Genomic DNA, 25,654 nt, shown 5'->3' on the forward strand with positions numbered 1-25,654 from the left:
CCCTACGCCCCCGCACCCCCGAACCGCCGCCCCACGTACTCATCGAACGTCACCTTCCCCACCGCCCCCTCCGGCGCCAGGTGTCCGCCCGCGCGGAAGGCGCGGTACGTCGCGCCGAAGAGCGGTACCCGGGCCACGGGGCGGCGGTGGCCGGTCGCCTTGAGGTAGGCGTGGGCCAGGGAGTCGAGGGAGCGGATCTGCGGGCCGCCCATGTCCGGTACCCGGCCGGCCGGTGCGGCGAGGGCCAACTCGGCCAGGCGGTCGGCCACTTCGGTCACCTCTACCGGCTGGTCCGGCACCCCGGCCGGGACCAGCAGCACCGGCGGCTTGGCCAGGCCGCTCAGCAGCGTCACCAGCAGGTCGTGGAACTGGGTCGCGCGCAGCACCGTCCAGCCGAGCCCCGACGCCTCGACCAGCCGCTCCACGGCGAGCTTGGACCGGTAGTAGCCGAACGGCACCCGGTCGACCCCGACGATGGAGATGTGGGCCAGATGGCCCACCCCGGCCCGCCGCGCCGCCGCGATCAGATGCCCGGCCGCCCGCTCGTCCCCGCCGCGCGGACTGCTCGCGCAGTGGACCACCGTCTCCACCCCCGCGAGCGCGGCGTCGAGGCCTTCTGTGCCGGCCCGCAGATCGACGGCGTACGGCTGTGCGCGGCGGCTGAGCACCCGCACCTCGTGCCCGTCGGCCCGCAGCCGCTGCGTCACGCGGCGGCCGAGCGTGCCGGTCCCGCCGGTCACCAGGATCGTGGTCATGCTGTTCCCGTCCCTCCGGACTCCGGGCGCCCCGGCCGGAGCACCCCTCGTCAGGTCAGACCGAGCAGCCCCCGGAAGACGTGACATGCGCCGGCCGACCGCGATCTCCCGATGGGCGTGGCCGAACGCCTCGCGCGGCACGGGACGCTCATCCGTGGTTTCGACGGCACCGACCGGCGCCGCCGGAGCCCGTGGCGACCTCCGACGGCCTGCCGGGCCCGGGGTCGGCCGGAGTCGGCGGGAGCGGCCTGCGCGCGCCCTGGCGGTCCGGCGGCGGGCAAGGGCCGTCGTCACCGCCACCGGACCCGTCCGCACCCTAAAAGGACTAGACCAGCAGGGTCAATGGGTCCGGACCACCCTCAACCCGCCCTCTGAGCGCGGTAGTTGTACCGCTCGACCGCACCGCACAAGGGTGGCGACACGTGCTGTGAGGGAGCCCACACTCCTCACCTGTCTGGAGGACGGTCCGGCGTGGCACACTGGCCCTGTACCAGAAGCAGCGCACTCCGGGGTCGGTGAAAGTCCGAACCGGCGGTTACAGTCCGCGACCCGGTCGCTTCCAGCGGCCGGTTGACCAGGTGAAATTCCTGGACCGACGGTTAAAGTCCGGATGGGAGGCAGTGCGCGGCGGGCGGGCACGTATGTCGTGCGCGTCGCCGTATCTGGACGCGTTCGCACGCGGACGGGTCCCCCTTCGGCGTCGCCCCGGTGTGCTCACTCGTACATTCTGTCGTCATCGACAGGCCCCGGAGTCCGTGCCCGAATGAGGCAGGAGGACCCGGGAAGTGTTCACCGGAATCGTCGAAGAGCTGGGTGAGATCACCGCCGTCGAGAACCTCGACGACGCCTCCCGTTTCCGGCTCCGTGGCCCCGTCGTGACCAAGGGCGCGCAGCACGGCGACTCCATCGCCGTGAACGGGGTCTGTCTCACCGTCGTCGAGCACGAGGGCGACGAGTTCACCGCCGACGTCATGGCCGAGACCCTGAACCGCTCCAGCCTCGGCGTGCTCACCGTCGGCTCCCGCGTCAACCTGGAACGCCCCATGGCGGTGGGCGCGCGCCTCGGCGGGCACATCGTGCAGGGCCACGTCGACGGCACCGGCGAGGTGCTGGAGCGCAAGCCCTCCGAGAACTGGGAGATCGTGAAGATCTCCCTCCCCGCCGACCTCGCCCGCTACGTGGTCGAGAAGGGCTCCATCACCGTCGACGGCATCAGCCTCACCGTCGTCGACGCCGGGCCGGACCACTTCACCGTCAGCCTCATCCCGACCACCCTCGCCCTGACCACGCTCGGCGTGAAGCAGCCCGGCGACCCGGTCAACCTGGAGGTCGACGTCATTGCCAAGTACGTCGAGCGGCTCCTCGGCGACCGCGCCCAGGGGGCCGACCGGTGAACTGGCTGAACTCCCAGGCGTTCACCCTCTTCGGCCAGCACATCATCTGGTCGGACATGGTCGGCAACATCCTCGGGCTGATCACCCTCGCCCTCGGCTGGCGCCGCTCCCTGTGGACCTGGCCCGTGCAGTTCCTCTCCGGCCTCGTCCTCTTCGCCGCCTTCTACGGCCATCTGACCGGCAGCGCCGGCAAGCAGGCCGTCGTCATGGCCGTGGCGCTCTACGGCTGGTGGCAGTGGCAGCGGAACAAGAACCGGTCCGCGGACGGCCACATCGCCCCCCGCTTCGCCACCTGGCGCGAGCGCGCGGCCATGCTCGCCTTCGCCGCCGCCGGCACCGTCGCCGTCGCCCTGTTCTTCCAGGCGTACCCGAGCCTGTCCTGGGACCCCTGGCCCGACGCGTACATCTTCGTCGGCACCATCGTCGCCATGTACGCCCAGGCCAAGGGCATGGTCGAGTTCTGGATCGCCTGGCTCCTCGTCGACCTCGTCGGCGTCCCCCTCAACTTCACCAACGGCTACGCCTTCTCCGGTTTCGTCTACGTCATCTACGGCGCACTCGTCCTGTGGGGCATGCGCGACTGGTGGCTGCGCTCCCGCAAGAGCCCGCAGCCCGTCCTGGAAGGAGCGCCGGCATGAGCTCGGCATCCCTGCTCTACGACACCGACACCATCGAGAACTTCCGGCTCGACCCCGTCGAGCAGGCCGTCGCCGACATCGCCGCGGGCCGCCCGGTCGTGGTCGTGGACGACGAGGACCGGGAGAACGAGGGCGACCTCGTCATCGCCGCCGAGAAGGCGACCCCCGAGATCGTCGCCTTCATGATGAGCGAGTGCCGGGGGCTGATCTGCGCCCCCATGGAGGGCGAGGAACTCGACCGGCTGCGCCTGCCGCAGATGGTCGAGGACAACACCGAGTCGATGAAGACCGCGTTCACCGTCTCCGTGGACGCCACCGCCGCGCACGGCGTGACCACCGGCATCTCCGCCGCCGACCGCGCCACCACGCTCCAGCTGCTGGCGAGCGGCACCGCCGAGCCCACCGACCTCGTGCGCCCCGGCCATGTCTTCCCGCTGCGCGCCCGGTCCGGCGGCGTCCTCGTCCGCAACGGCCACACCGAGGCCGCCGTCGACCTCGCCCGGCTCGCGGGCCTGCGCCCGGCCGGCGCCATCGTGGAGATCGCCGGCGAGGACGGCCGGATGCTGCGACTGCCCGAACTGATCCCGTTCGCCCGCAAGCACGGCCTGACGATCATCTCCATCGAGGACCTGATCGCCTACCGCCGCGACAGCGAGCCCACCGTCCGCCGCGAGGCGGAGACCCGCCTGCCCACCCGGCACGGCACGTTCACCGCCTACGGCTACCGGTCCACCGTCGACGGCGTCGAACACGTCGCCCTCGTGCACGGCGAGATCGGCGACGGCGACGACGTCCTCGTCCGCGTCCACTCCGAATGCCTCACCGGCGACGTCTTCGGCTCCCTGCGCTGCGACTGCGGCCCCCAGCTGGACACCGCCCTGGAGCGCATCCAGGAGGAAGGCCGGGGAGTCGTGGTCTATCTGCGCGGACACGAGGGCCGCGGCATCGGCCTGCTGTCCAAGCTGCGCGCCTACGAACTGCAGGAGCAGGGCCGCGACACGCTCGACGCCAACCTCGAACTCGGCCTGCCCGCCGACGCCCGGGACTACGGCGCAGGCGCCCGGATCCTCACCGACCTCGGCGTGCGCAGCATCCGGCTGATGACCAACAACCCGGACAAGACCGACGCGCTGCTGCGCCACGGCCTGAAGGTCACCGGCCGTGAGCCGATGCCGATCGAGGCCGGCGAGCACAACCTCCGGTATCTGCGCACCAAGCGCGACCGGATGGGGCACGACCTGCCGTGGCTGGACACGCCCGCCGTGACAGCCTGCGGCAACCAGTAAGCAAGAAGGCACTTAGGGAGAGACGTGAGCGGCAAGGGTGCACCGGAGCTGTCCGTACGCAACGCGAGCGACCTCAGGGTCGCCGTCATCGCGGCGCAGTGGCACGAGCAGGTGATGGACGGTCTGGTGAACGGCGCCATGCGCGCCCTGCACGAACTGGGGATCGACGAGCCGACCCTGATCAGGGTCCCCGGCAGCTTCGAGCTGCCGGTCGCCGCCAAGGTCCTCGCGGGCCGCGGCTACGACGCGGTGGTCGCGCTCGGCGTCGTCATCCGCGGCGGCACCCCCCATTTCGACTACGTGTGCCAGGGCGTCACCCAGGGCCTGACGCAGGTCAGCATCGAGACCGGCGTCCCCGTCGGCTTCGGCGTGCTCACCTGTGACACCGAGGAGCAGGCCCTGGACCGGGCCGGCATCGAGGGCTCGAACGAGGACAAGGGGCACGAGGCGGTGACCGCCGCGGTGGCGACCGCGGCGACGCTGCGCTCAGTATCCGAACCCTGGCACTAGGTCGGCCGTCGCAACGGCTAGGGTGGGGCACACCATGTCCAAGAAGACGTTCGAGGAGCTCTTCACCGAGCTCCAGCACAAGGCCGCCCACGGCGATCCCGCCACTTCCCGCACCGCAGAGCTGGTCGGCAAGGGCGTCCATGCCATCGGCAAGAAGGTCGTCGAAGAGGCCGCCGAGGTCTGGATGGCCGCCGAGTACGAGGGCAAGGAAGCGGCCGCCGAGGAGATCTCGCAGCTGCTGTACCACGTTCAGGTGATGATGGTCGCCCGCGGGATCTCCCTGGACGACGTCTACGCCCACCTGTAAGCCCATCAGCTCACCCAGCACACCCCATCACGCAAAGGAAGCCGACCTCATGCTGCGCATCGCCGTCCCCAACAAGGGTTCCCTGTCCGGCCCTGCGGCGGACATGCTGCATGAGGCTGGCTACCAGCAGCGCCGCGAGTCCAAGGAGCTGCGGATCGTCGACCCGGAGAACGAGGTCGAGTTCTTCTACCTCCGCCCCCGCGACATCGCGATCTACGTCTCTTCCGGCCGGCTCGACATCGGCATCACCGGCCGCGACCTGCTGATCGACTCCGGTGCCGACGCCGAGGAGATCCTGCCGCTCGGCTTCGCCCGCTCCACCTTCCGCTTCGCCGCCAAGCCCGGCACGGCGAACGGCGTCGAAGACCTCAAGGGCAGGACGGTCGCCACCTCCTACGAGGGCATCGTGGCCAAGCACCTCGCCGACAGCGGCATCGACGCCTCCGTCGTCCACCTCGACGGCGCCGTGGAGACCGCGATCGAGCTGGGCGTCGCCGAGGTCATCGCCGACGTCGTCGAGACCGGCACCAGCCTGCGCAACGCCGGTCTGGAGGTCTTCGGCGAGCCGATCATGAAGTCCGAGGCGATCGTCATCCGCCGCACCGGCGCCGACGCCGAGGAACCGAAGGTCCAGCAGTTCCTGCGCCGCCTCCAGGGCGTCCTGGTCGCGCGGACGTACGTGATGATGGACTACGACTGCCGGGTCGAGCAGCTGGAGAAGGCCGTCGCGCTCACCCCAGGCCTGGAGTCCCCGACCGTCTCCCCGCTGCACAACGAGGGCTGGGTCGCGGTCCGCGCCATGGTCCCCGCCAAGGAGGCGCAGCGGATCATGGACGACCTCTACTCCATCGGCGCCCGCGCCATCCTGACGACGGCCATCCACGCCTGCCGCCTTTGAGGGGTACGCCAGCGATGTCCGACACTCCCGTCCTTCCCGTCACCTTCCGGCCGGGCCACACCCGGGCGATCCTGCTCACCGCCGGTGTGGTGATCTTCCTGACCATCTCCGCGATCGGGCTGCTGCTGGAGCAGCTCGGCCCCGGGGAGCGGCTCAGCTTCGTCGTCACCGGCGCGCTCGTCTTCTGGGTGCTGACCCTGCTCGCCCGGGTGCGCGTCGACGCCGACGAGTCCGGCGTCACCGTGGTGAACATCGCCAGCAAGCGGCGTCTGGACTGGGCGGAGATCGTTCAGGTGAACCTCCGTCCGGGCGACCCGTGGGTGTTCCTCAACCTCAGCGACGGCACCAGCCTGCCCGCGCTCGGCATCCAGCCGGGCATCGCCAAGCAGCGCGCCATCGCCGACGCGCGGGCCCTGCGGGCGCTCGCCGAGGCCCGCTCGACGGTCTCCGGAGCCGACGAGCGAGGCTGACCCGGGGGCGGATCCGGGCTCACTCGGGGACAGATCGGGGCTGACTCGGGGGCGCCCACCCTGCCCGAGCGGCCCTGTCTTGATTAATCTGGTGCCGGAGGCCTTTTCGCTGCGCCTCCGCCCCTGCGCGCCGCCCGGCGCCCAGGGGTTCCTGCTACCCGAGGAGTGACTCCCTCCAGCGATGGACGGATCGTCCTGTAGTACCTGCGCCGCCCCCACCCGACATACCGGGAAGGCGGCGGCATCGTGACCACCTCTCTGCTGCTCCTCGCAGCGGCCCTCCTGCTGATCCTCGCCAACGGCTTCTTCGTGGCGGCCGAGTTCGGCCTGGTGACGGTCGAGCGCCCGGAGGCCGAGAAGGCCGCCGCCGACGGCGACCGACGCGCCCGTACGGTCGTGGAGTCGCTCAAGGAGCTGTCCTTCCAGCTCTCCGGCACCCAGCTCGGCATCACCATCACCTCCCTGGTCGTCGGCATGCTCGCCGAACCGGCCCTGGCCGGGCTGCTGCACGGCCCGTTCGCCGCGCTCGGCCTGCCCGACGGTGCCGTCTCCGGCATAGCCGTGGTCGTCGGCATGCTGCTGGCCTCCGCGATCCAGATGGTCATCGGCGAGCTGGTGCCCAAGAACTGGGCCGTGTCCAAGCCGCTCCAGGTCGCCCGGTTCGTGGCCGGCCCGCAGCACCACTTCTCGCGCCTGTTCCGGCCGGTGATCGCCGCGCTCAACACGGTCGCCAACCGGCTCGTGCGTGCCCTCGGCGTGGAACCGGCCGAGGAGCTGGCCTCCGCCCGCACCCCGGGCGAACTCGTCTCCCTGGCCCGGCACTCCGCCCGGGCCGGCGCCCTGGAACAGGACACCGCCGACCTGTTCGTACGCACCCTGTCCCTGGGCGAGCTGACCGCGCAGCACGTCATGACCCCCCGTGTGAAGGTCAGCGCCCTGCAGGACTCGGCCACCGCCGAGGACGTCGTCAACCTCACCCGGGCCACCGGCCTGTCCCGCTTCCCCGTCTACCGGGAGAAGATCGACGAGATCGTCGGCATGGCCCACCTCAAGGACGCCCTCGCCGTCCCGGTGTACGACCGGCTGCGCACCCCGGTGAGCCGCATCGCCCGCAAGGCGCTGCTGGTCCCCGAGACCCTGCCGGTCCAGCCCCTGCTCGCCCGGCTCCGCTCCGAGCAACCCATCGCGGTCGTCGTCGACGAGTACGGCGGCACGGCCGGCGTGGTCACCCTGGAGGACATCGTCGAGGAACTCGTCGGCGAGGTCCGCGACGAGCACGACGGACAGGACGCTCCCGAGCTGGCCGCCGCCCCGCCCGAGGACGGCAGGCCCGCCTGGGACGTGGACGGCAGCTGCCGCGTCGACATCCTCCAGCGCATAGGCCTGGACGTGCCCGAGGGGCCGTACGAGACCGTCGCCGGCCTGGTCGCCGACCTGCTCGGCCGTATCCCGGCCCCCGGCGACCGGGCCGAACTGCCCGGCTGGCGGGTCTCGGTCCGCCAGGTCGGCCACTACCGCGCCGAACGGGTCCGCCTGGTCAGGACGGCCCCGGCGGCCCCGGTCATGGAGGCCGCCCGATGAGCGTTCTCCAACTGGTCTTCGCCGCGCTGCTCGTGCTCGCCAACGGCTTCTTCGTCGGCGCCGAGTTCGCGCTCGTCTCCGTGCGCCGCAGCCAGATCGAACCGCTGGGTACGGCGAGGGCCCGCCAGGTGTTGTACGGCCTGGAGCGCCTGCCGCAGATGATGGCCGCGGCCCAGTTCGGCATCACCATGTGCTCCCTGACGCTCGGTGCGGTCGCCGAGCCGACGGTGGCGCGGCTGCTGGAGCCGGTCTTCGAGGCGGTGCGGCTGCCCGACGGCATGGTCCATCCGCTGGGCTATGTGATCGCCCTGATGGCGGTGGTCTTCTTCCACCTGGTCATCGGCGAGATGGTGCCGAAGAACCTCGCGATGGCGGCCCCCGAGAAGGCGGCGCTCTGGCTCAGCCCGGGTCTCGTCTACTTCGCCCGCCTGTGCAAGCCGATCACGGTCGCCCTCGGCGCCTGTGCCCAGGCCATCCTGCGCCTGTTCCGGGTCGAGCCCAAGGACGAGGTGGAGGCGGTCGTCACCAGTGAGCAGCTCAACCGCCTGCTGGAGGATTCCGGCCAGGCCGGCCTGCTCGACCCCGAGGAGCGGGAACGCCTGGAGGACGCCCTGGAACTGGGCTCGCGCCTGGTGACGGACGTCCTGCTGCGCCGGGAGTCCCTGGTCACCGTGACCCCTGCGGTCACCCCGGGCGAGATCGTCGAGCTGACGGCCCGCACGGGCTACTCCCGCTTCCCGGTCTCGGCGACGGACCACGGCCCCTTCATGGGCTACGTCCACGTCAAGGACGTCCTGGACCTGGAGCACTCCGACCGTGCCGTCCCGCAGCACGTGTGGCGCCCCATGGCCACCCTGCGGGCCGAGCTGCCGCTCGACGACGCCCTGACGGTGATGCGCCGGGCGGCGACCCACCTGGCCCAGGTGGCCGACGCCGCCGGCAAGGTGCTGGGGCTGGTCGCCCTGGAGGACGTACTGGAGCTGCTGGTGGGCGAGGTACGGGACCCGGCGCACCGGGAGATGCCGGAGCCGCGGGTGAGCGGGGAGCCGGAGGGAGTGCTCGCCACGTAGTCCGTTGCCGGCTCCGCCGCCGGGAGGCAGGTCGCGCCCGCGCGGCGGAGCCGCATGCCCCTGCAGTCCCGCGCCTCTTCGGGGCGTTGCTTCACATGGCCGACGGATCCTGCGGCCCCCGCCCCGACAGCACCTCCCCGTACGCCTGCATCAGGTCCGGCAGCCGCAGCGTCGCCAGATCCTCCCGGGACAGGGCGCCGGGATACGCGGACAGTCGCAGGTCCCGGTACGCGCAGCTCTTCTCGTACAGCGTCCGCAGGAAGCGGCCGTTGCCCAGTTCGTCGATCCACCCCTGGTCGACCACGTGCCCGGCGATCGAGCGCAGCTCCTCCAGTGCCTCGTCGTCCCACGCGTCCCCGTTCTCCGCCGCCAGCACCTTGCCGATCTCGGTGAGTTCCTGCGGCCGGTAGGAGGGGAAGTCGACACGGGTCGTGAAGCGGGAGGACAGGCCCGGGTTCGCCGCCAGCAGCCGGTCCATGCCCTCGGGGTAGCCGGCCAGGATCACCACCAGATGGTCCCGGTTGTCCTCGGCCCGCTTCAGCAGCACCTGCAGGGCCTCGTCGCCGTACGCGTCCCCCTTGCCGTAACCGGAGTTGGACAGCGAGTACGCCTCGTCCACGAACAGGACGCCGCCGATCGCGGAGTCGATCAGCTCGTTGGCCTTCACGGCGGTCTGTCCGAGGTACTCGCCGACGAGATCCGCCCGCTGGGCCTCGACCAGATGGTCCCCGCCGAGCAGGCCGAGCGCGTAGAAGACCCGGCCCAGGATCCGGGCCACCGTGGTCTTCCCGGTCCCGGACGGTCCCGAGAAGACGAAGTGCCGCTTCGGCGGCTGTACCGGCAGTCCCTGCCCGGCCCGCAGCCGCGCCATGTTCAACTGCGCGGACAACGCCTTGACCTGGCGCTTGACCGGCTCCAGCCCGACCATGCGCTCCAGCTCGGCGAGCGCCTCCTCCAGCAGAGCGGGATCGGTCGGTCCGGCCGGGATCGGCGAGGAGGTGACACCGGTCTTCATCCGCACCGCCGGATCGCTCACCGACGGCAGCGGCCCGGTCGGCAGATCCGGCTCCGTCAGCCGCAGATCACGGCCTTCGGTGCCGAAGAACGGATCGAACCCGTCGGGCCCGTCGATGCTGTCCTGCCCGGCTCCGGTGAGAGTGATCGCGGCGAGGTCGGCGGTGTCGTCGTAGCCGTCCCCCTCGGCGATCGCGGCGAGCCGTGCCGAGGTGTCCATGAAGGCCGGATCGACCCGGTGCACGGCGCGGTACAGGGGGAGCGCGGCCGCCGAGCGTCCCGTTCCCTCGTGCGCCCGCGCCAGCCAGTAGCGCAGCTCCTTGCGCTGCGGCTGCTCGCTGCGGCAGCGCATCAGTGCCGCCGAGAGCAGCGGCTCGGCCTGACCGTACGTCTCCAGCCGGACCCGGGCCATGCCGCCGAACAGGCCCGCCTCGATGCCGAGCATGGGATCGTCAAGCAGCGGGTCGGTGTGCCGGACCAGCTGATCCCAGTCCTTGACCAGATAGGCGCGGCAGGCGTGCAGGAAACGGACCTGGGGGTCGGTGTCGACCGGGGGGAGTCCGGCGAGCGCCCGGTCCAGCTCGGGCACGTGCCGGCCGTCCAGCCAGTGCGAGGCGTGCGCCAGCAGCAGATCGCGCGGGCTCTCCAGCACCGGCTGCACCCACCAGCCCAGCCAGTACCAGGAGTTGATGGTTCTACGGTGCCGGGCGCGCTGTTCGCCGAAGCGGTCGCGGTGCCGGAACATCCTGAGCAGCGCGGTCGTCGTGTCGACCCGGAGCGCGTGCAGCCCGAGCCAGCCGTCCGCCATCCCCGGATCGATCCGCACCGCGGTGCGGAACTCCTCCTCCGCCTGCGGATAGGCACCCATCGTGTAGGCGTCCACCCCCCGCAGCCAGGCGAGGTCGGCCGGGGCGTCGGGGCCCTGCGTGCCGAAGTCCATCCGTCCCCCCACAGACCGTGCCCCCGTGGTTCACCACCGGGCGGTCGCCCGGGGCCGCCGCGGTCGAACCGCCGTGCCGCGGACCGGAGTTGCAGGTGCGCGAGGCAGTCGCCAGAAGGTCGCACCAGGGGCATCGTACCCGCGCCGGGACCGCGTGCCGAAGGGTGCCGTACAGGCCGTTTGACGAGGTAGGAGCAGACGGGGCGCACACGCCTTCGTGACCGAGGGTGAGCGGATCGGTGCGGGGGGCGCCCGGAAAGCCGGATAAGGGCAGAACGAAGCCCCCGGTCACGGGGGAACAACCGGGGGCTTCGCGTCGGTGGGCGGTTCGGAATGACCGCTCATTGAGAACGTAAGTCCTGTACGGGCCCCGGGTCAAGCACAGTTGAGGCACTCGAAGAAGTTCGCTCACCGGCGCCTTCACAACTTCACCACAACGCGGACGGTCCATCACTGAGGGTCACATTCTGGTCCGGTCCAGGCGTTGACCCGGGCCCCGGCAGCACCTCGTACCCCTTCGGCGTCTGCGACACCAGGAGATCGGCATGGGGGCGTGAGGGGTCGGCGGCGAAGTGCGCGTGCTCCGCCTCGACCCAGCCGTCCCAGAACTCCCGCTGCTCCGCCCCGTCCCGCTGCCGGCCGCGGGTCCAGGACTCCTCGCGGGGCAGCTCCATCCACAGCAGCCGGGCCAGGTGCGGCCGCAGCGTGCGGCGGCCGGCGCCCACGCCCTCCAGCAGGACCACGGGCGCGACCGGCAGCGGGCGCGGTGCGCCGAAGGCACGGGCCTGCCAGTCGTAGGGGGTGTAGTGCGCGCTCTCGCCGTGGGCGAGCGGGCGGAGCACCTGGGCCATGATCCGGTCGGTCCACGCGAAGAGCTGCTCATGGCTCGCGATGTCGTCGAGGTGCAGCACCGGTGCCCCGTCCAGCGCCGCGGCCAACTGTCCGGCGAACGTGGACTTCCCGGAGCCGGCGTGCCCGTCGACGCCGATCAGCCGGACCGGTCCGAGGGAGGGGGGAAGCCGGCGCAGCCGGGCGGCGAGGTCGCGCATGGTGATTCCCGAGGTGTGGGGCGATGCGGGTGGTTTTCCGGAAACAGTGTAGTAGTGACCCATAGGGGGGCGGACCGCCGCGGCCTTGCGGCCGGAAAAGGTCGAGGTTTGAACCATCGGCTGGCGGCCAGTCAATGGCCCGGATAAACATTCCCGAATCGCCTGACCGATATGTCGAATTCGACGTTCCGGGGCCGCCCGCCGCTGAGTAGGGTGCCTCCAGCGCAACTGACCATGCGTCGTACGGGGACTGGCAGGGGGACATGGCCGCTGAGTTATTCGAAGGACAGTACGTGTGGCATCCGGCGGCCGACGACCGTGTGCTGGCGAGTGTATGCGTCGATGTGCGGGCCGGACGTTATCGATACGCGTACGAGGCGCTCGCCGAGACGCGTTCCGACTTCGGCCTGCGCGCCCATCGCTCGCTGGTCCTCGCCTCCGAGGCCGCCGGCACCGATCTGGTCGAACGCTGGCTCGCCGAGGAACCGACCCCCGAGTCCACACTGATGTGGGCCCGGGTCGCGGTGCAGCGCGCGCTGCGGGCCGCCGACGCGCGCGACGAACGCGCCGAGGCGCTGGAGCGCATAGCGCTGACCGCCTGCGACCGCGCCGCCGCCCTGGCCCCCGAGGACCCCACCCCCTGGGTCGCCAGGCTCGCCATGGCCCGGCTGCACCGGCTGCGCGACCCGGCGCCGCAGGGCCTGCTCACCGCACCGCGCGGCCCCTGGCGGCTGTTCGCGCACGTCCTCTCCCTGGACCCCTGGCACCGCGAGGCCCACCACCGCTTCCTGTCGTTCTTCTTCACCCGGTACGGCGGTTCGGTCAACGCGGCCTGGGACGTGGCCGCCTTCCTCAGCCAGCGAGCTCCTGCCGACTCCGTCCTGCGGGTGCTGCCCCTCGTGGCCCTCGTCGAGAGCTACAACCCGACCCAGCTGCTCGCCGACCACGTCTGGGAACAGCCGCAGTGGCGCTCCGCCGCGCTGGCGATCTACCAGAACTGGCTGCCCGCGGTGGCCGGTTACCGCTTCACCCCGGTGCTCGACCTGGCCTACCTCGCGCACGCACTGGTCATGGCCCAGTGCGAGTTCGAGGCCCGGGCGGTGTTCACGGCGATGGGACCGTACGCCTCGCGCATGCCCTGGAGCGCCTTCGGTGACCCCGCCGAGCAGCTCTCCCGGGCCCGGCGCGGCTGTGGCCTGCCCGCCCCGGGACCCGCCTGACCCCGCACGTGCTCCGCCCCCACCGAGAGTCCCACCGAGAGTCCCATCGAGAGAAAGGCCGAACTGTGTCGGAACGGATGTCGGCTCCACGGGCGAAGGCCCGCGCGGGCGACGGCCCGGTCGCGCTCGACGACGACGCGACCCTGCATGCGATGGGTTATCCGCGGAAACTCACCCGGCGTTTCCAGGCGTTCGACAATTTTGCGATCTCCTTCACCATCATCAATATCCTCTCGGGTATTTTCTCCTCCTTCGGATTCGGTATGGGTGCGGGCGGACCCCGCATTCTCGTATTCGGCTGGATCGGCGTTTCCGTCATGGTGCTGCTCATCGGCGCGGCCATGGCGGAAGTCGCTTCGGCCTATCCGACGAGCGGTGCCCTGTATTTCTCCGCCGGCAAACTCGCCAAGCGGCACAAGGGTGCCTGGTCCTGGTTCACGGGCTGGCTGAACTTCGTGGGCCAGATCGGCGGCACCGCCGCCACCGGCTACGCGGCCGCCACCTTCATCCAGGCGTTCGTGCACCTGCAGTGGGCCTCCTACCAGCCGACCGCGCATCAAACGGTTCTGATCACGGCCCTGATCATCGTGCTCCAGGGACTCGCGAACACCTACACCGTCCAGCTCGTCGCCATACTGAACCGTATTTCCGTGTGGTGGCTGCTGATCGGACTCGTCGTGATCGTGGGCGCACTCATAGTGATGCCCGATCATCATCAGCCGGCCTCGTTCGTGACCCATTTCGAGAACAACACCGGCTTCACGAGCGGGCTTTACGGCGGCATGCTCGGTCTGCTCGTCACCAGCTGGACCTTCACCGGGTTCGACGGCAGCTTCCACATGTCCGAGGAAACGGTCCACGCGACGGTCAACGCCCCCAAGGGGATCACCCGGGCCATCGGCTATTCGGCGATCACCGGTCTGATCCTGATGCTGGCATTGGTCTATAGCATTGGCGACTACGCGAAGGTGGCCTCCTCGGACGCGCCGCCCGTCCAGATCCTCATCGACGGCCTCGGTCTCGGCGCCGCCAAGGTCATGCTGCTCATCGTCATCGGTGCGATGCTCTTCTGCGGCCTGGCCAACCTCACCAGCAATACCCGGCAGATCTTCGCCTTCTCCCGGGACGGTGCGATGCCCGGCTCCCGCTGGTGGCACACGGTCTCGTCGCGCACCCGTACGCCCGTGAAGGCGGTCTGGCTCGCGGTGGCCTGCTCGCTGGCGCTGGTCGTGCCCGGCTGGTGGTCGCACACGGCGTTCACCGCGATCGTCAGCGTCAACGTGGTCGGACTCTTCCTCGCCTACGCCGTGCCGATCTTCCTGCGGCTCCGGCTCGGCACCGCGTTCGAGCCGGGGCCCTGGCACCTGGGTCGCTGGGGCAAGCCGATCGGGTGGCTCGCGGTGATCTGGATCCTGCTCAGCAGCGTCCTGTTCATGCTGCCGCAGGCCTCACCGATCACCGTCGACTCGTTCAACTACGCGCCGATCGCGCTGGCCGTCGTCCTGCTCGTGGCAACGGTGTGGTGGTTCGCCACGGCCCGCCGCCGCTTCCAGGGGCCGGTCAGCTACGGGCGGCCCGACGAGGTCGCCGCGATGGATCTCGTCTGACGAAGCGGTTCGGTCCGGGTGGTTGCGCGCCTTGTCCGGGTGCGCACCGCCGTCCTTCCAGTGGCCAAGACCAATATTCATCGCGTGGCATGCGCCGAAGTGCTGGCAGGGGCATGCCGCCTGCTTCATAGTTGGCGCAAACCATGCACCGGACCAGCCCCGACCCGGACACCTGGGGGTAACCGCGCCCATGAGCAGAGCCCAACAGCCGTCCCGCAGAACCGTCCTCTCCGCCGCCGCCGCCGTCGCCGCCGCGGCGGTGGCCGGCGCCACGGGCCCCGCCGCCGCGGAGCAGCGGCCCGCCACCACCGCCGACGACCCCGCGCAGGCCCGCGCGGTCGACTACCACGCGTGGACCACGTACCGCGAGTGGCGTCTCGGCGCCGCCCAGGGCGTCCGGGCCGTCGCCGGCGCCCGTCCCGGCGTCGTGCTCGGCACTCCCGCCGGTCGCGTCGACTACACCGACCCGCACACCGGTACGACCGCCACCTGGGAGTACGCCGTCTGGACCGGCCCGGTCCACCGGCTCGCCGTCCCGGCCACCGAGGTCGTCGCCTCCTGGAACGCGCACACCCCCGACGGCACCTGGATCCAGGTCGAGCTCCAGGGCACGTACTCCGACGGCACCGCCACCCCCTGGTACGTGATGGGCCGCTGGGCGGCCGGTGACCAGGACATCAGGCGGACCTCGGTGGACGGCCAGGGGGACGGCAGGAGCGGCATCTCGACCGACACCTTCGCCATCGACGACGCGAGCACCGGCCTGCGTCTGACCTCGTACCGGCTGCGCCTGACCCTCTACCGCAAGCCCGGCACCCGGCTGAGCCCCACCGTCTGGCGGCTCGGCGCCATGGGTTCCGACATCCCCGACCGCTTCACGGTGCCCGCCTCCGCCCCCGGCCTCGCCCAGGAACTGTCCGTCCCGCGCTACTCGCAGGAGATCCACAAGGGGCAGTACCCGCAGTACGACAACGGCGGCGAGGCCTGGTGCAGCCCCACCTCCTCGCAGATGATCATCGAGTACTGGGGCGGCCGGCTCACCCCCGCACAGCTGTCCTGGGTCGACCCCTCCTACGCCGACCCGCAGGTCGACAACGCCGCCCGCTTCACCTACGACTACCAGTACGAGGGCTGCGGCAACTGGCCGTTCAACGCCGCCTACGCGGCCACGTTCGAGGGCCTCCAGGGTGTGGTCACCCGGCTCGCCTCGCTCTCCGACCTGGAGACGCTGATCGCGGCCGGCATCCCGGCCATAACGTCCCAGTCCTTCCTGGCGACCGAGCTGACCGGCGCGGGCTACGGCACCTCCGGCCATCTGATGACCGTGATCGGCTTCACGGCGGACGGCGATGTGATCGCCAACGACCCGGCCTCGCCGGGCGACGACGCCGTACGACGGGTCTATCTGCGCCGGGAGTTCGAGAACATCTGGTTGAGGACCAAGCGGTACAACGCCTCCGGCAAGGTCGTCTCCGGCTCCGGGGGAGTCTGCTACCTCTACTTCCCGGCCCGTCCGACCCCGCGCCAGCGCAAGGCCCTCGCGGCGGTCGGCGTGTGCTGACCGTGTGAGCAAGCTCATCACCGCAAACGCCGTCACGGGTGGCAAGGTGGACAAATGGATACAGCACACCCGGTCACCGCCACCCGCGTCCGCGCCCGCACCGGCGGGCCCCAGGAGGACGGCCCGAAGATCGCCGAGCACGTCCTGGGCTGGGTCCTCGTCGTGGTGGTCGCGATGCTCGTGACCCAGCTCGGCCTGCTCTGAACCGATCCGCTCACACGTACGGCATGTTCTGACATACTGCGGAGGTCCCGCCGACCGCCTGGAACAGGGTCGAAATTGACTATGCCGCACCAGCGTGCCGCCGCCCGTCCCCGGGTGCGCGGCACCGAGCGCTCGGTGGCGCGCCGCGCCGAACTCATCGCCATCGGGCGGAAGTTGTTCGCCGACACGTCCTACGACGCGCTGTCCATGGACGACATCGCCCGTCAGGCGCATGTCGCCAAGGGGCTGATCTACTACTACTTCCAGTCCAAGCGCGGCTACTACCTGGCGATCATCCAGGACTCCGTCGCCGACCTGGTCACCTTCGCCGCGAGCGGACTCGAACTGGCCGCGGTGGACCGCGTCCACCGCACCGTCGACAGCTATCTGCGCTACGCCGAGCATCACCAGGCCGCCTACCGCACCATAGTCAGCGGTGGCGTCGGCTTCGACACCGAGGTGCACGGCATCCGGGACGGCGTGCGCGAGGCGATCGTCGCGACCATCGCCGAAGGTGCCTACGGCCGCCGGGACATCTCCCCGCTGGCCCGGATGAGCCTGCTCGCCTGGGTGTGCAGCGTCGAGGGCGCGACCCTGGACTGGATCGACCATCCCGAGCTGTCGCTGTCCCGCGAGACCATGCGCGAACTGCTCGTGAAGACACTCGGCGGAGCCCTGCGCGCCGTCGAGGAGCTGGACCCGGCCTACCCCGCCCCGCAGCCGGCCCGCCGCGACGCCTGACGCACGGGGGAGCGGAGGCGCGTGGTCCTCCGCTCCCGAGTCCCCCCGGTCAGGGGCTAGTTGATGGCCTTGATCAGCTCACCGTTCGCGGTGTCGCCGCTCAGCTCCCAGAAGAAGGTGCCGCCGAGGCCCTGCTGGTTCTTGTACGTCATCTTCGTGCCGATGGTGGCCGGGGTGTCGTAACTCCACCAGTCGCTCCCGCACTTGGCGTAGGCCGTGCCGCCCACGGTGCCGGTCGCCGGGCACTTGGTCCTGAGCACCTTGTAGTCGTCGATGCCCTGCTCGTACGTCCCCGCCGCCGGGCCCGTCGCCGTGCCGCCCGGCGCCGCCTGCGTGACGCCGGTCCAGCCGCGGCCGTAGAAGCCGATGCCGAGCAGCAGCTTCGCGGCCGGGATGCCGAGGCCCTTGAGCTTGGCGATCGTCGCCGAGGTGTTGAAGTCCGCCTTCGGGATGCCCGGGTAGGACGTCAGCGGGGAGTGCGGGGCGGTCGGGCCGGCCGCGTCCCAGGCGCCGAAGAAGTCGTACGTCATCGGGTTGTACCAGTCGACGTACTGGGCCGCGCCCGCGTAGTCCGCCGCGTCGATCTTGCCGCCACTGCTCGCGTCCGCGGTGATCGCGGCGGTCACCAGCGAACCACTGCCGAACTTCGAACGCAGCGCCGCCACCAGGTTCTTGAAGGCCTCCCGCCCGCTGGTGTCGCAGCTGTTGCCGCACGCGTTCGGGTACTCCCAGTCGATGTCGATACCGTCGAACAGCCCCGCCCACTTGGGGTTCTTCACCAGGTCGTAGCAGGACTGGGCGAACGCGGCCGGGTTCTTCGCGGCCTCCCCGAAGCCGCTGGACCAGGTCCAGCCGCCGAAGGACCAGAGGATCTTCAGGCCCGGGTGCTTCTTCTTCAGCTTCAGCAACTGGTTGAAGTTGCCCCGCAGCGGCTGGTCCCAGGTGTCGGCGACACCGTCGACGGATTCGGCGGCGGTGTAGGCGCGGTCGGTGGCCGCGTACGAGTCGCCCATCGCGCACTTGCCGCCGGTGACGTTGCCGAAGGCGTAGTTGATGTGGGTGAGCTTGGCGGCGGAGCCGGAGGTCTCGATGTTCTTGGCGTAGTACTTGCGGTCGTAGGTGCCCCATTCGGTGAAGTAGCCGACGACCTTCGAGCCGGCCTGGACCTGGGGAGAGGCGGGGGCGGCCGGGGCGGCCGCGGTCGCGCTGCCCGCGCCGGCCAGCAGACCCGCGCCGAGGACGGCGGTACACGCGGCGGCGACGAGTGCCCGGAGCCGGGAGCGGTGCCGGGAACGGTGGGGAGTGTGCATATCGGGTGTCTCCTCGTGGGGGAGAGGGGAACGCGTGCCGATTGGCATGAACGCGGCAAAGCGTTGGTCATGCACCGTAGGAGGACTAGACCACTACGTCAATGGTTCGGACCAATTTCAGGGGTGCGGGACGTTCCGGCCGGGTTCCTGAAGTAAGCGGTCGTTAACTGGTGACGCGAGGTCCCTGATCGGGCATACTCACAGCGCAGCCGCTGGTCAGCAGCTTCCGGGACCCGGGAGCTGCCGCCTGTGGCCCACCGGAACGATCAGGCGGAGCCGCCCCCATCCCACGGGCCACCCGCCCGTGCCCGAACAGGGAGGAGACCGACGCCATGTCCGACCGCGACCCGCAGCCCGTGGAGCGTCAACTGCCCACGGAAGAGGCGAGGGACCTGCTGTCCCTCGTCCGCGAGATCGCCCAGCGCGAGATCGCGCCGAAGGCCGCGGAGGAGGAGGACGCGGGACGCTTCCCGCGTGAGGTCTTCACCCTGCTCTCCGAGTCCGGCCTGCTCGGTCTGCCGTACGACTCCGGGTACGGCGGCGGCGACCAGCCCTACGAGGTCTACCTCCAGGTGCTGGAGGAGCTGGCCACGGCCCGGCTCACCGTGGGCCTCGGCGTCAGCGTGCACACGCTCGCCTGCTACGCGCTCGCCACCTACGGCACCAAGCAACAGCAGGTCGAGCACCTGCCCGCGATGCTCGGCGGCGGCCTGCTCGGCGCCTACTGCCTCTCCGAGCCGTCCTCCGGTTCGGATGCCGCCTCCCTGCGTACCAAGGCGGTCCGGGACGGCGACGGCTGGGTGCTCGACGGGACCAAGGCCTGGATCACGCACGGCGGGATCGCCGACTTCTACACCGTGATGGCCCGCACGGGCGAGGACGGCCCGCGCGGCATCACCGCCTTCCTGGTCCCGGGTGACGCCCCAGGCCTGAGCGGAGCCGTGCCCGAGAAGAAGATGGGCATGAAGGGCTCGCCCACGGCGCAGGTCCACCTCGACGGCGTCCGGGTCGGCGACGACCGGCGCCTCGGCGAGGAGGGCCAGGGCTTCTTCATCGCGCTGTCCGCCCTCGACTCCGGACGCCTCGGCATCGCCGCCTGCGCGATAGGCCTCGCCCAGGCCGCGCTGGACGAGGCGGTCGGTTATGCCACCCAGCGCAGTCAGTTCGGCCACCCCATCGCCGACTTCCAGGGCCTGCGCTTCATGATCGCCGACATGGCCACCCAGATCGAGGCCGGCCGCGCGCTCTACCTCGCGGCGGCCCGGCTGCGCGACGCGGGCAAGCCGTTCGCCAAGCAGGCCGCCATGGCCAAGCTGCACTGCACGGACACGGCCATGAAGGTCACCACGGACGCCGTACAGATACTCGGCGGCTACGGCTACACCGCCGACTTCCCGGCCGAGCGCTATATGCGCGAGGCCAAGGTCCTGCAGATCGTCGAGGGCACCAACCAGATCCAGCGCATGGTCATCGCCCGTCACGTGGCGGGACCCGAGGGTCGCTGAACTGCCCCCTGAGGACCGTCGGGGCCGCCAGTTGGACCCACTCCGGGTCGTGGCGGCCCGGCAGGGTGCGGCCCCCGTCCGCCCAGGCCCGCAGCAGAGCGCGGTAGATGGGCGGATCCTGCGGCACGGGCGGCGGAACCGGTTCCGCGGGGCGCGGGACGAAGATGCGGCGCTGACGCCCGGTGGCCGCGTACAAGAGGGTCATGCCTGGGCAACGCGGGATCAGCCGGACAGGTCACCCTCCGGCGGAATCGGGCGTCAGTTCACGCATGTCCCGCTCCGCCCCTGGTCTCCTCCCACGGTCTGACGTACCGTCAGCGGACTGTCCACCAGGGGGTGTGTCCGTGGCCGACGACCGACCGGTACCGCTCGACGAGTACCCGGTGCACCAGGTGCCGCTGTCCATGAAGCATGTGGCGACCGGGGACCGCAACGCCTACGACCGCTGTATCTTTCACGTCTTCGATCATGCCGGCCGTGCCCTGCTCATCCTCGGCCTCGGCGTCTACCCCAACCTGGGCGTGATCGACGCCTACGCCACCCTGCGCACCGGGGACACCCTGCACGCCGTCCGTGCCTCGGACGCTCTCGGTGAGGACCGGATGCGGCTCGCCGTCGGCCCGCTGCGCATCGAGGTCGCCGAACCGCTGCGCCGGCTGCGCCTGGTCTGCGAGGACGAACAGCTCGGCTACGACATCACCTGGACCGCCGCCTTCCCGGCCCTGTGGGAGCCGCACCACCTCCAGCGCCGGGGCGACCGGCTCACCCTGGAGGGCCGCCGCTTCGTCCAGGCGGGCACGGCACAGGGCGTGATCCGGGCCCAGGGAGCGGAGTTCCAGGTCACCCCGCAGGGCTGGACCGGGACCCGGGACCGCAGCTGGGGCGTGCGGCCGATCCCGGGCGAGGACGGCGGGCCGCTCGCCGAGGGCCACCCCACCGAGGGCTTCCACTGGATCTGGTGCCCGGTCCGTTTCGAGGACCGCTTCCTGATGGTCGTCATCCAGGAGGACGCCGACGGCTACCGCTCCCTGAACGACGCCACCCTGGTCCGCCCCGGCCACCGCGACCGCCAACTGGGCTGGCCCCAGGCCGAGATCGCCTACCGCTCCGGCAGCCGTCACCCCGAGCGCGCCCTCATCCACATGGGCGATCCGCGCAAGCCGCTCGAACTGGAGGCGGAGATCCTGGCCTCGTCGCCGCTCGCCGTGGGGGCCGGCTACCCGCCCGCCGACGACTGGCAGCACGGGACCTGGCGGGGACCGGGCTGGTCGGACCGCCGTACCTACGACCTGACCCTGCCCCAGCCGCTCGCCGCCTACGGCGTCACCGACCACTCCGCCCGCTTCCGGCTGGACGGGCGGACCGGTCACGGCATCTTCGAGCACGGTTCGTTCGGCCGGCACGACCCGAGCGGCTTCACCGGCTTCGACTCGGTCGCACCGTGAGGGAGGACGAGATGGCCACGGCACCACGCCCCCGCACCACCACGCGCGACCCCGAGGAACTCGGCCGGCGCCTCACGGTCTGGCTCGGCGACCGGCTGCCCGGCGCCAAGGTCACCGGTGTCACCGTCCCGGCCTCCAACGGCATGTCCAGCGAGACCCTGCTGTTCGACATCGAACATCCTCAACCACCCCTGCGCGCCTGCGCGTTGCGGCTGGCGGCGGACCCGTCGGCGTACACCGTCTTCCCGGAGTACGACATGGCCCGTCAGTACCGCACCCTGCGGCTGGTGGCCGACCACAGCGATGTTCCCGTTCCGCGCGTGCTCTGGCTTCAGGAGGACCCGCAGCCGCTCGGAGCGCCGTTCTTCGTCATGGAACGGGTCACCGGCCGCGTGCCCCCCGACGTCATGCCGTACACCTACGAGGGCAGCTGGCTGCACGCGGCGAGCGAGGCGGAGCGGGCGCGGCTGGAAGCGGCCACGATCGGGCTGCTGGCCCGGCTGCACGACCAAGTCCCGGTCGGCGAAGCCGGTTTCCTTTCCCTGCCCGGCGACGGGGACGCCCTACGCCGACATGTGTCGGCCCAACGCGCCTACTACACCTGGGTGATCGGCGGCCTCGCCCGCTCACCGCTCATCGAGGCCGCCTTCGACCGGCTGGAGCAACTGTGGCCGAGCGAGCCCGGCGAACCCGTCCTCACCTGGGGCGACGCACGTATCGGGAACGTCGTCTACGACGGCTTCGAGCCCGTCGCCGTCCTCGACTGGGAGATGGCGGCGCTCGCCCCGCGCGAGGTCGACCTCGGCTGGACGGTCTACCTGCACCGTTTCTTCCACGACCTCACGGTCGCCTCCGGTCAGCGCGGCCTGCCCGAACTCCTGCGCCGTGACCGGGTCGAGGCCCGCTACGCGCGGCTGACCGGGCACACCCCGCGGGACATGGACTTCTACGTCCTGTACGCCGCCCTGCGGCACGCGATCGTCATGCTGCGCATCGCCTATCGCCAGGCGTACTTCGGGGAGGTCGCCGTCCCGGCGGACCCGGACACGCTGATCCTGCACCACGACAGCCTGCGCGCCATGGTGCAGGGCACGTACGTGTGAGCGGCGGGGCGACTCAGGCGGCCTGGCCGCGCATCGCCGGCACGCGCATCGGGCGCGAGCCCGGGCCGCCGACGTGCGAGAAGGGCTGCGTGCGCCAGTCGAGGCCCTGAGGGAGCGTCAGGAGCAGGGCGGTGTCCTGCTCCTGCGGCTCCACGGACTCGTCGGCGGGGCGGGCGTCGGCCGCCACCCGGCCCGTACCCGCACAGACCGTGAGCCCGAACGGGTTCCACGGCGAGACGCACAGCGCGTGCTCCGGCAGGATCTCCTCGTCCGCCAGCAGCGCGATCGGCTGCGCGCAGTCCGGGCAGATCACCCGGTACATCTCGAAGGTGTCGTAGGCGTCCAGTTCCTCGTCGAGGGCGTCGGGTTCGACGCCCTCCGGCTCGGGCTCGACGACCGGCTGGGGCTTGGACGTGGGACGTCCAGGGCGATGGACACTCTGCATGGGATTCTCCCCCTAAGGCTGCGCCGTGAAGGCGCTGCGGCCTCGACCACACCAAGCACTTCCCGTCCGGTCTCGGAGGTAATCACGAGAACATCACGGAGCCCGTTCGAGCTGTGTGGCGTTCGTCACATGCCACACGCAGGTGCGCATTGTGGGCGCTTCGCGGCGCTTTTTGTATCGAACCGGCTATGACCTGCGCTCTCGGCTATCCCAGGAGATCAAGCGCACTGTAGGTTTTGGCGCCATGGAGGAGCTGGACCGACAGATCGTGCAGCTGCTCGTCAAGGACGGGCGGATGAGCTACACAGACCTGGGCAAGGCCACGGGCCTGTCCACGTCGGCCGTGCACCAGCGGGTGCGACGGCTGGAACAGCGTGGCGTCATCCGCGGCTATGCCGCGGTGGTCGACCCCGAGGCCGTCGGGCTGCCGCTCACCGCCTTCATCTCGGTGAAACCGTTCGACCCCAGCGCGCCCGACGACATCGCGGACCGCCTCGCCGGCGTCCCCGAGATCGAGGCCTGTCACAGCGTCGCCGGCGACGAGAACTACATCCTCAAGGTCCGCGTGGCCACCCCGCACGAACTGGAGGAACTGCTGGCCAGGCTGCGCAGCCTGGCAGGGGTCTCCACCCGGACGACGGTCGTGCTGTCGACACCGTACGAGGCACGCCCGCCGAAGGTCTGACGACTCACCCTCGCACGGCCTGCCGTGCGCAGCCCGCTGTCGGCGCGCGCTGCCTGCCGACTGCCGTGCGGCGCCCCCGCCGCGGGCACGGCTTCGACACGCCCCAGGTGCGGCCGGGCCCGGTCGGCAGGAGAAACTGTCGGCTATGAGCAACCGCACCGCCGAGCCCCCCAAGACCGTCCTCCTGCGCCGCGGCGAGGTGCACAGCCCCGCGGACCCGTTCGCGACAGCGATGGTCGTCGAGGCCGGCCAAGTCGCCTGGGTCGGCTCCGAGGGCGCGGCCGACGCCTTCGCCGACGGGGTGGACGAGGTGGTCGACCTCGACGGCGCCCTGGTGACCCCGGCCTTCACGGATGCCCATGTGCACACCACCGCCACGGGCCTCGCCCTGACCGGCCTCGACCTCTCCGGCGCGCCGTCCCTGGAGGCCGCCCTCGCCTCGGTCCGCGCGTTCGCGGTCGCCCGCCCGGACGACCGCGTCCTGCTGGGCCACGGCTGGGACGCCGCCCGCTGGCCCGGCGGCCGCCCGCCGACGCGCGCCGAACTCGACGCGGCCACCGGCGGCCGCCCGCTGTACCTCTCCCGCATCGACGTGCACTCGGCGGTCGTCACCACCGCCCTGCTGGACCTGGTACCCGGCGACGTCCCGGGCACGGACGCCCCGCTCACCAAGGACGACCACCACGCCGTACGCCAGGCCGCGCTCGCCGCCATCACCCCGGCCCAGCGCACCGAGGCCCAGCGCACCGCCCTGGTGCACGCGGCCTCCCTCGGTATCGGCTCGGTCCACGAGTGCGGGGGCCCGAACATCTCCTCCGAGGACGACTTCACCGGCCTGCTCGCGCTCGCCGCGGAACTGCCGGGCCCGCGGGTCGTCGGCTACTGGGCCGAGCAGAATGCCGAGAGGGCGCGTGAGCTGGGCGCCGTCGGCGCCGCGGGCGACCTCTTCGCCGACGGGGCCCTCGGCTCGCACACCGCCTGCCTGCATGAGCCGTACGCCGACGCCGCCCACTCGGGCACCGCCTACCTGGACGCCGAGGCGGTCGCCGCCCACGTCGTCGCCTGCACCGAGGCGGGTCTGCAGGCCGGCTTCCACGCCATCGGCGACGCCGCCCTGACCGCCGTGGTGGACGGCGTGCGCGCCGCCGCCGAGAAACTCGGCCTCGCCCGGATCCGCGCCGCCCGCCACCGCGTCGAACACGCCGAGATGCTCACCCCGGAGACCGTCGCCGGCTTTGCCGAACTGGGCCTGATCGCCTCCGTGCAGCCCGCCTTCGACGCGCTGTGGGGCGGCGAGGACGGCATGTACGCCCGACGGCTGGGCGCCGAGCGGGCCCGCACCCTCAACCCCTACGCGGCCCTGCTGCGGGCCGGCGTGCCGCTCGCCTTCGGCTCGGACAGCCCGGTCACCCCGCTCGACCCCTGGGGCACCGTCCGCGCCGCCGCGTTCCACCACACGTCCGAGCACCGGGTCTCCGTGCGCGCCGCGTTCACGGCGCACACGCGCGGCGGCTGGCGGGCCGTCGGCCGGGACGACGCGGGCGTCCTGGTGCCCGGAGCCCCCGCCGACTACGCGGTCTGGCGCACCGACGAGCTGGTCGTCCAGGCTCCCGACGACCGGGTGGCCCGCTGGTCGACCGACCCGCGCTCCGGCACCCCGGGCCTGCCCGACCTCACCCCGGGCCGCGCCCTGCCGGTCTGCCTGCGCACGGTGGTGGGCGGACGGACGGTGTTCGTAGGGCCGGGCGAGTGATCTACGGGGGTGGCGCGGCGCCGGCCGCTCGCCGCCGCCGCGCCGCCCGACCTGCGCATCCTCCCGGGCAGACCCGGCATCCGGACCGTCGTAGCTGGTCAGAGGGCTGTTGACAGTCGGCGCCCGGGGGCCGGTAGGTTCGTTCGAGTCCACCACCGGACGC

Annotated in this window: 24 protein-coding genes and 1 riboswitch; of the genes, 19 read left to right on the forward strand and 5 right to left on the reverse strand. The window is 71.4% G+C overall.

Going from position 1 to position 25,654, the window contains the following annotated elements; translation table 11 throughout:
- Positions 1–2: 2 nt before the first annotated feature.
- Positions 3–755 (reverse strand): SDR family oxidoreductase, encoded by a 753-nt coding sequence (locus ADK64_RS22630; protein WP_053661674.1) that lies wholly within the window; start codon positions 753–755, stop codon positions 3–5.
- Positions 756–1,252: 497 nt separating this feature from the next.
- Positions 1,253–1,383, forward strand: a riboswitch (FMN riboswitch).
- Positions 1,384–1,540: 157 nt separating this feature from the next.
- On the opposite strand from ADK64_RS22630, the gene ADK64_RS22635 reads away from it, so the two are divergent.
- The 9 genes from ADK64_RS22635 (at position 1,541) to ADK64_RS22675 (ending at position 8,909) form a co-directional block, all read left to right on the forward strand.
- Positions 1,541–2,149, forward strand: a complete 609-nt coding sequence (locus tag ADK64_RS22635) for a riboflavin synthase (RefSeq protein ID WP_053661675.1) — start codon at positions 1,541–1,543, stop codon at positions 2,147–2,149.
- Complete coding sequence (locus tag ADK64_RS22640) at positions 2,146–2,787, forward strand: nicotinamide mononucleotide transporter family protein (RefSeq protein ID WP_053661676.1); 642 nt, start codon at positions 2,146–2,148, stop codon at positions 2,785–2,787. The genes ADK64_RS22635 and ADK64_RS22640 overlap by 4 nt, the downstream gene beginning before the upstream one ends.
- Complete coding sequence (locus ADK64_RS22645) at positions 2,784–4,073, forward strand: bifunctional 3,4-dihydroxy-2-butanone-4-phosphate synthase/GTP cyclohydrolase II (RefSeq protein ID WP_053661677.1); 1,290 nt, start codon at positions 2,784–2,786, stop codon at positions 4,071–4,073. Before ADK64_RS22640 ends, ADK64_RS22645 begins: the two co-directional genes overlap by 4 nt.
- A gap of 24 nt (positions 4,074–4,097) precedes the next feature.
- Positions 4,098–4,583 (forward strand): 6,7-dimethyl-8-ribityllumazine synthase, encoded by a 486-nt coding sequence (gene ribH / locus ADK64_RS22650; RefSeq protein ID WP_053661678.1) that lies wholly within the window; start codon positions 4,098–4,100, stop codon positions 4,581–4,583.
- Positions 4,584–4,617: 34 nt separating this feature from the next.
- Positions 4,618–4,890 (forward strand): phosphoribosyl-ATP diphosphatase, encoded by a 273-nt coding sequence (locus tag ADK64_RS22655; protein ID WP_007491392.1) that lies wholly within the window; start codon positions 4,618–4,620, stop codon positions 4,888–4,890.
- 49 nt (positions 4,891–4,939) lie between these two features.
- The gene (hisG, locus tag ADK64_RS22660; RefSeq protein ID WP_053661679.1) at positions 4,940–5,788 is read left to right on the forward strand and encodes an ATP phosphoribosyltransferase; all 849 of its coding nucleotides are present in this window, start codon (positions 4,940–4,942) and stop codon (positions 5,786–5,788) included.
- A gap of 14 nt (positions 5,789–5,802) precedes the next feature.
- Positions 5,803–6,258, forward strand: coding sequence for a PH domain-containing protein (locus ADK64_RS22665; protein ID WP_053661680.1), 456 nt, complete (start codon positions 5,803–5,805; stop codon positions 6,256–6,258).
- Positions 6,259–6,504: 246 nt separating this feature from the next.
- Entirely contained in the window at positions 6,505–7,839 is a 1,335-nt protein-coding gene (locus tag ADK64_RS22670; protein WP_053661681.1) for a hemolysin family protein, read from the forward strand.
- A complete protein-coding gene (locus tag ADK64_RS22675) occupies positions 7,836–8,909 on the forward strand; it encodes a hemolysin family protein (RefSeq protein ID WP_053661682.1) in 1,074 nt (357 codons plus the stop codon). The genes ADK64_RS22670 and ADK64_RS22675 overlap by 4 nt, the downstream gene beginning before the upstream one ends.
- A 91-nt stretch (positions 8,910–9,000) precedes the next feature.
- On the opposite strand, the gene ADK64_RS22680 is transcribed toward ADK64_RS22675, so the two are convergent.
- The gene (locus tag ADK64_RS22680; protein WP_053661683.1) at positions 9,001–10,863 is read right to left on the reverse strand and encodes an AAA family ATPase; all 1,863 of its coding nucleotides are present in this window, start codon (positions 10,861–10,863) and stop codon (positions 9,001–9,003) included.
- Positions 10,864–11,291: 428 nt separating this feature from the next.
- The gene (locus ADK64_RS22685) at positions 11,292–11,912 is read right to left on the reverse strand and encodes a uridine kinase family protein (RefSeq protein ID WP_053661684.1); all 621 of its coding nucleotides are present in this window, start codon (positions 11,910–11,912) and stop codon (positions 11,292–11,294) included.
- A 263-nt stretch (positions 11,913–12,175) separates the two neighbouring features.
- Here ADK64_RS22685 and ADK64_RS22690 point away from each other — a divergent pair, with 263 nt between their 5' ends.
- The 5 genes from ADK64_RS22690 to ADK64_RS22705 all read left to right on the forward strand — a co-directional run bounded on the left by ADK64_RS22690 (position 12,176) and on the right by ADK64_RS22705 (position 17,245).
- Positions 12,176–13,132 (forward strand): hypothetical protein, encoded by a 957-nt coding sequence (locus ADK64_RS22690; RefSeq protein WP_199829693.1) that lies wholly within the window; start codon positions 12,176–12,178, stop codon positions 13,130–13,132.
- Between the two features lie 77 nt (positions 13,133–13,209).
- A complete protein-coding gene (locus tag ADK64_RS22695; RefSeq protein ID WP_234384680.1) occupies positions 13,210–14,739 on the forward strand; it encodes an amino acid permease in 1,530 nt (509 codons plus the stop codon).
- A 190-nt stretch (positions 14,740–14,929) separates the two neighbouring features.
- On the forward strand, positions 14,930–16,300 hold the full coding sequence (locus ADK64_RS22700; RefSeq protein WP_053661687.1) for a peptidase C39 family protein: 1,371 nt from the start codon (positions 14,930–14,932) through the stop codon (positions 16,298–16,300).
- 54 nt (positions 16,301–16,354) lie between these two features.
- Entirely contained in the window at positions 16,355–16,504 is a 150-nt protein-coding gene (locus tag ADK64_RS45160) for an SCO1431 family membrane protein (protein WP_107093056.1), read from the forward strand.
- 81 nt (positions 16,505–16,585) lie between these two features.
- Entirely contained in the window at positions 16,586–17,245 is a 660-nt protein-coding gene (locus ADK64_RS22705; protein ID WP_053661688.1) for a TetR/AcrR family transcriptional regulator, read from the forward strand.
- Positions 17,246–17,301: 56 nt separating this feature from the next.
- Here ADK64_RS22705 and ADK64_RS22710 read toward each other — a convergent pair whose 3' ends face one another.
- The gene (locus ADK64_RS22710) at positions 17,302–18,555 is read right to left on the reverse strand and encodes a glycoside hydrolase family 18 protein (protein WP_053661689.1); all 1,254 of its coding nucleotides are present in this window, start codon (positions 18,553–18,555) and stop codon (positions 17,302–17,304) included.
- A 332-nt stretch (positions 18,556–18,887) separates the two neighbouring features.
- Here ADK64_RS22710 and ADK64_RS22715 point away from each other — a divergent pair, with 332 nt between their 5' ends.
- From ADK64_RS22715 to ADK64_RS22725, 3 genes are all read left to right on the forward strand, one after another.
- Positions 18,888–20,060 (forward strand): acyl-CoA dehydrogenase family protein, encoded by a 1,173-nt coding sequence (locus tag ADK64_RS22715; protein WP_053661690.1) that lies wholly within the window; start codon positions 18,888–18,890, stop codon positions 20,058–20,060.
- 344 nt (positions 20,061–20,404) lie between these two features.
- Entirely contained in the window at positions 20,405–21,505 is a 1,101-nt protein-coding gene (locus ADK64_RS22720) for a hypothetical protein (protein WP_053661734.1), read from the forward strand.
- Between the two features lie 11 nt (positions 21,506–21,516).
- Positions 21,517–22,608, forward strand: coding sequence for a phosphotransferase family protein (locus tag ADK64_RS22725; protein ID WP_053661691.1), 1,092 nt, complete (start codon positions 21,517–21,519; stop codon positions 22,606–22,608).
- A 13-nt stretch (positions 22,609–22,621) separates the two neighbouring features.
- Here the strand turns inward: ADK64_RS22725 and ADK64_RS22730 are convergent, their stop codons facing one another.
- Positions 22,622–23,053, reverse strand: coding sequence for a hypothetical protein (locus ADK64_RS22730; RefSeq protein WP_053661692.1), 432 nt, complete (start codon positions 23,051–23,053; stop codon positions 22,622–22,624).
- Positions 23,054–23,297: 244 nt separating this feature from the next.
- Between ADK64_RS22730 and ADK64_RS22735 the strand changes: the two genes are divergently transcribed.
- The gene (locus ADK64_RS22735; protein WP_053661693.1) at positions 23,298–23,738 is read left to right on the forward strand and encodes an Lrp/AsnC family transcriptional regulator; all 441 of its coding nucleotides are present in this window, start codon (positions 23,298–23,300) and stop codon (positions 23,736–23,738) included.
- A gap of 145 nt (positions 23,739–23,883) precedes the next feature.
- Positions 23,884–25,491 carry an amidohydrolase gene (locus ADK64_RS22740; RefSeq protein WP_053661694.1) on the forward strand — a complete coding sequence of 536 codons (1,608 nt, stop codon included), beginning with the start codon at positions 23,884–23,886 and terminating at the stop codon, positions 25,489–25,491.
- Positions 25,492–25,654 lie beyond the last annotated feature (163 nt).

The sequence above is a fragment of the Streptomyces sp. MMG1121 genome (assembly GCF_001280015.1).
GTDB lineage: Bacteria > Actinomycetota > Actinomycetes > Streptomycetales > Streptomycetaceae > Streptomyces.

What these genes read in the sequence shown, in the direction of transcription:
- ADK64_RS22725 (WP_053661691.1), top strand. Translation starts at nt 21,517, where the DNA reads ATGGCCACGGCACCACGCCCCCGCACCACCACGCGCGACCCCGAGGAA.
- ADK64_RS22705 (WP_053661688.1), top strand. Translation starts at nt 16,586, where the DNA reads ATGCCGCACCAGCGTGCCGCCGCCCGTCCCCGGGTGCGCGGCACCGAG.
- ADK64_RS22710 (WP_053661689.1), bottom strand. Translation starts at nt 18,555, where the DNA reads ATGCACACTCCCCACCGTTCCCGGCACCGCTCCCGGCTCCGGGCACTC.
- ADK64_RS22685 (WP_053661684.1), bottom strand. Translation starts at nt 11,912, where the DNA reads ATGCGCGACCTCGCCGCCCGGCTGCGCCGGCTTCCCCCCTCCCTCGGA.
- ADK64_RS22735 (WP_053661693.1), top strand. Translation starts at nt 23,298, where the DNA reads ATGGAGGAGCTGGACCGACAGATCGTGCAGCTGCTCGTCAAGGACGGG.
- ADK64_RS22645 (WP_053661677.1), top strand. Translation starts at nt 2,784, where the DNA reads ATGAGCTCGGCATCCCTGCTCTACGACACCGACACCATCGAGAACTTC.
- ADK64_RS22700 (WP_053661687.1), top strand. Translation starts at nt 14,930, where the DNA reads ATGAGCAGAGCCCAACAGCCGTCCCGCAGAACCGTCCTCTCCGCCGCC.
- ADK64_RS22730 (WP_053661692.1), bottom strand. Translation starts at nt 23,053, where the DNA reads ATGCAGAGTGTCCATCGCCCTGGACGTCCCACGTCCAAGCCCCAGCCG.
- ADK64_RS22675 (WP_053661682.1), top strand. Translation starts at nt 7,836, where the DNA reads ATGAGCGTTCTCCAACTGGTCTTCGCCGCGCTGCTCGTGCTCGCCAAC.
- hisG (WP_053661679.1), top strand. Translation starts at nt 4,940, where the DNA reads ATGCTGCGCATCGCCGTCCCCAACAAGGGTTCCCTGTCCGGCCCTGCG.
- ADK64_RS22695 (WP_234384680.1), top strand. Translation starts at nt 13,210, where the DNA reads ATGTCGGCTCCACGGGCGAAGGCCCGCGCGGGCGACGGCCCGGTCGCG.
- ADK64_RS22740 (WP_053661694.1), top strand. Translation starts at nt 23,884, where the DNA reads ATGAGCAACCGCACCGCCGAGCCCCCCAAGACCGTCCTCCTGCGCCGC.
- ADK64_RS22665 (WP_053661680.1), top strand. Translation starts at nt 5,803, where the DNA reads ATGTCCGACACTCCCGTCCTTCCCGTCACCTTCCGGCCGGGCCACACC.
- ADK64_RS22690 (WP_199829693.1), top strand. Translation starts at nt 12,176, where the DNA reads ATGGCCGCTGAGTTATTCGAAGGACAGTACGTGTGGCATCCGGCGGCC.
- ADK64_RS22715 (WP_053661690.1), top strand. Translation starts at nt 18,888, where the DNA reads ATGTCCGACCGCGACCCGCAGCCCGTGGAGCGTCAACTGCCCACGGAA.
- ADK64_RS22680 (WP_053661683.1), bottom strand. Translation starts at nt 10,863, where the DNA reads ATGGACTTCGGCACGCAGGGCCCCGACGCCCCGGCCGACCTCGCCTGG.
- ADK64_RS22655 (WP_007491392.1), top strand. Translation starts at nt 4,618, where the DNA reads ATGTCCAAGAAGACGTTCGAGGAGCTCTTCACCGAGCTCCAGCACAAG.
- ADK64_RS22630 (WP_053661674.1), bottom strand. Translation starts at nt 755, where the DNA reads ATGACCACGATCCTGGTGACCGGCGGGACCGGCACGCTCGGCCGCCGC.
- ADK64_RS45160 (WP_107093056.1), top strand. Translation starts at nt 16,355, where the DNA reads ATGGATACAGCACACCCGGTCACCGCCACCCGCGTCCGCGCCCGCACC.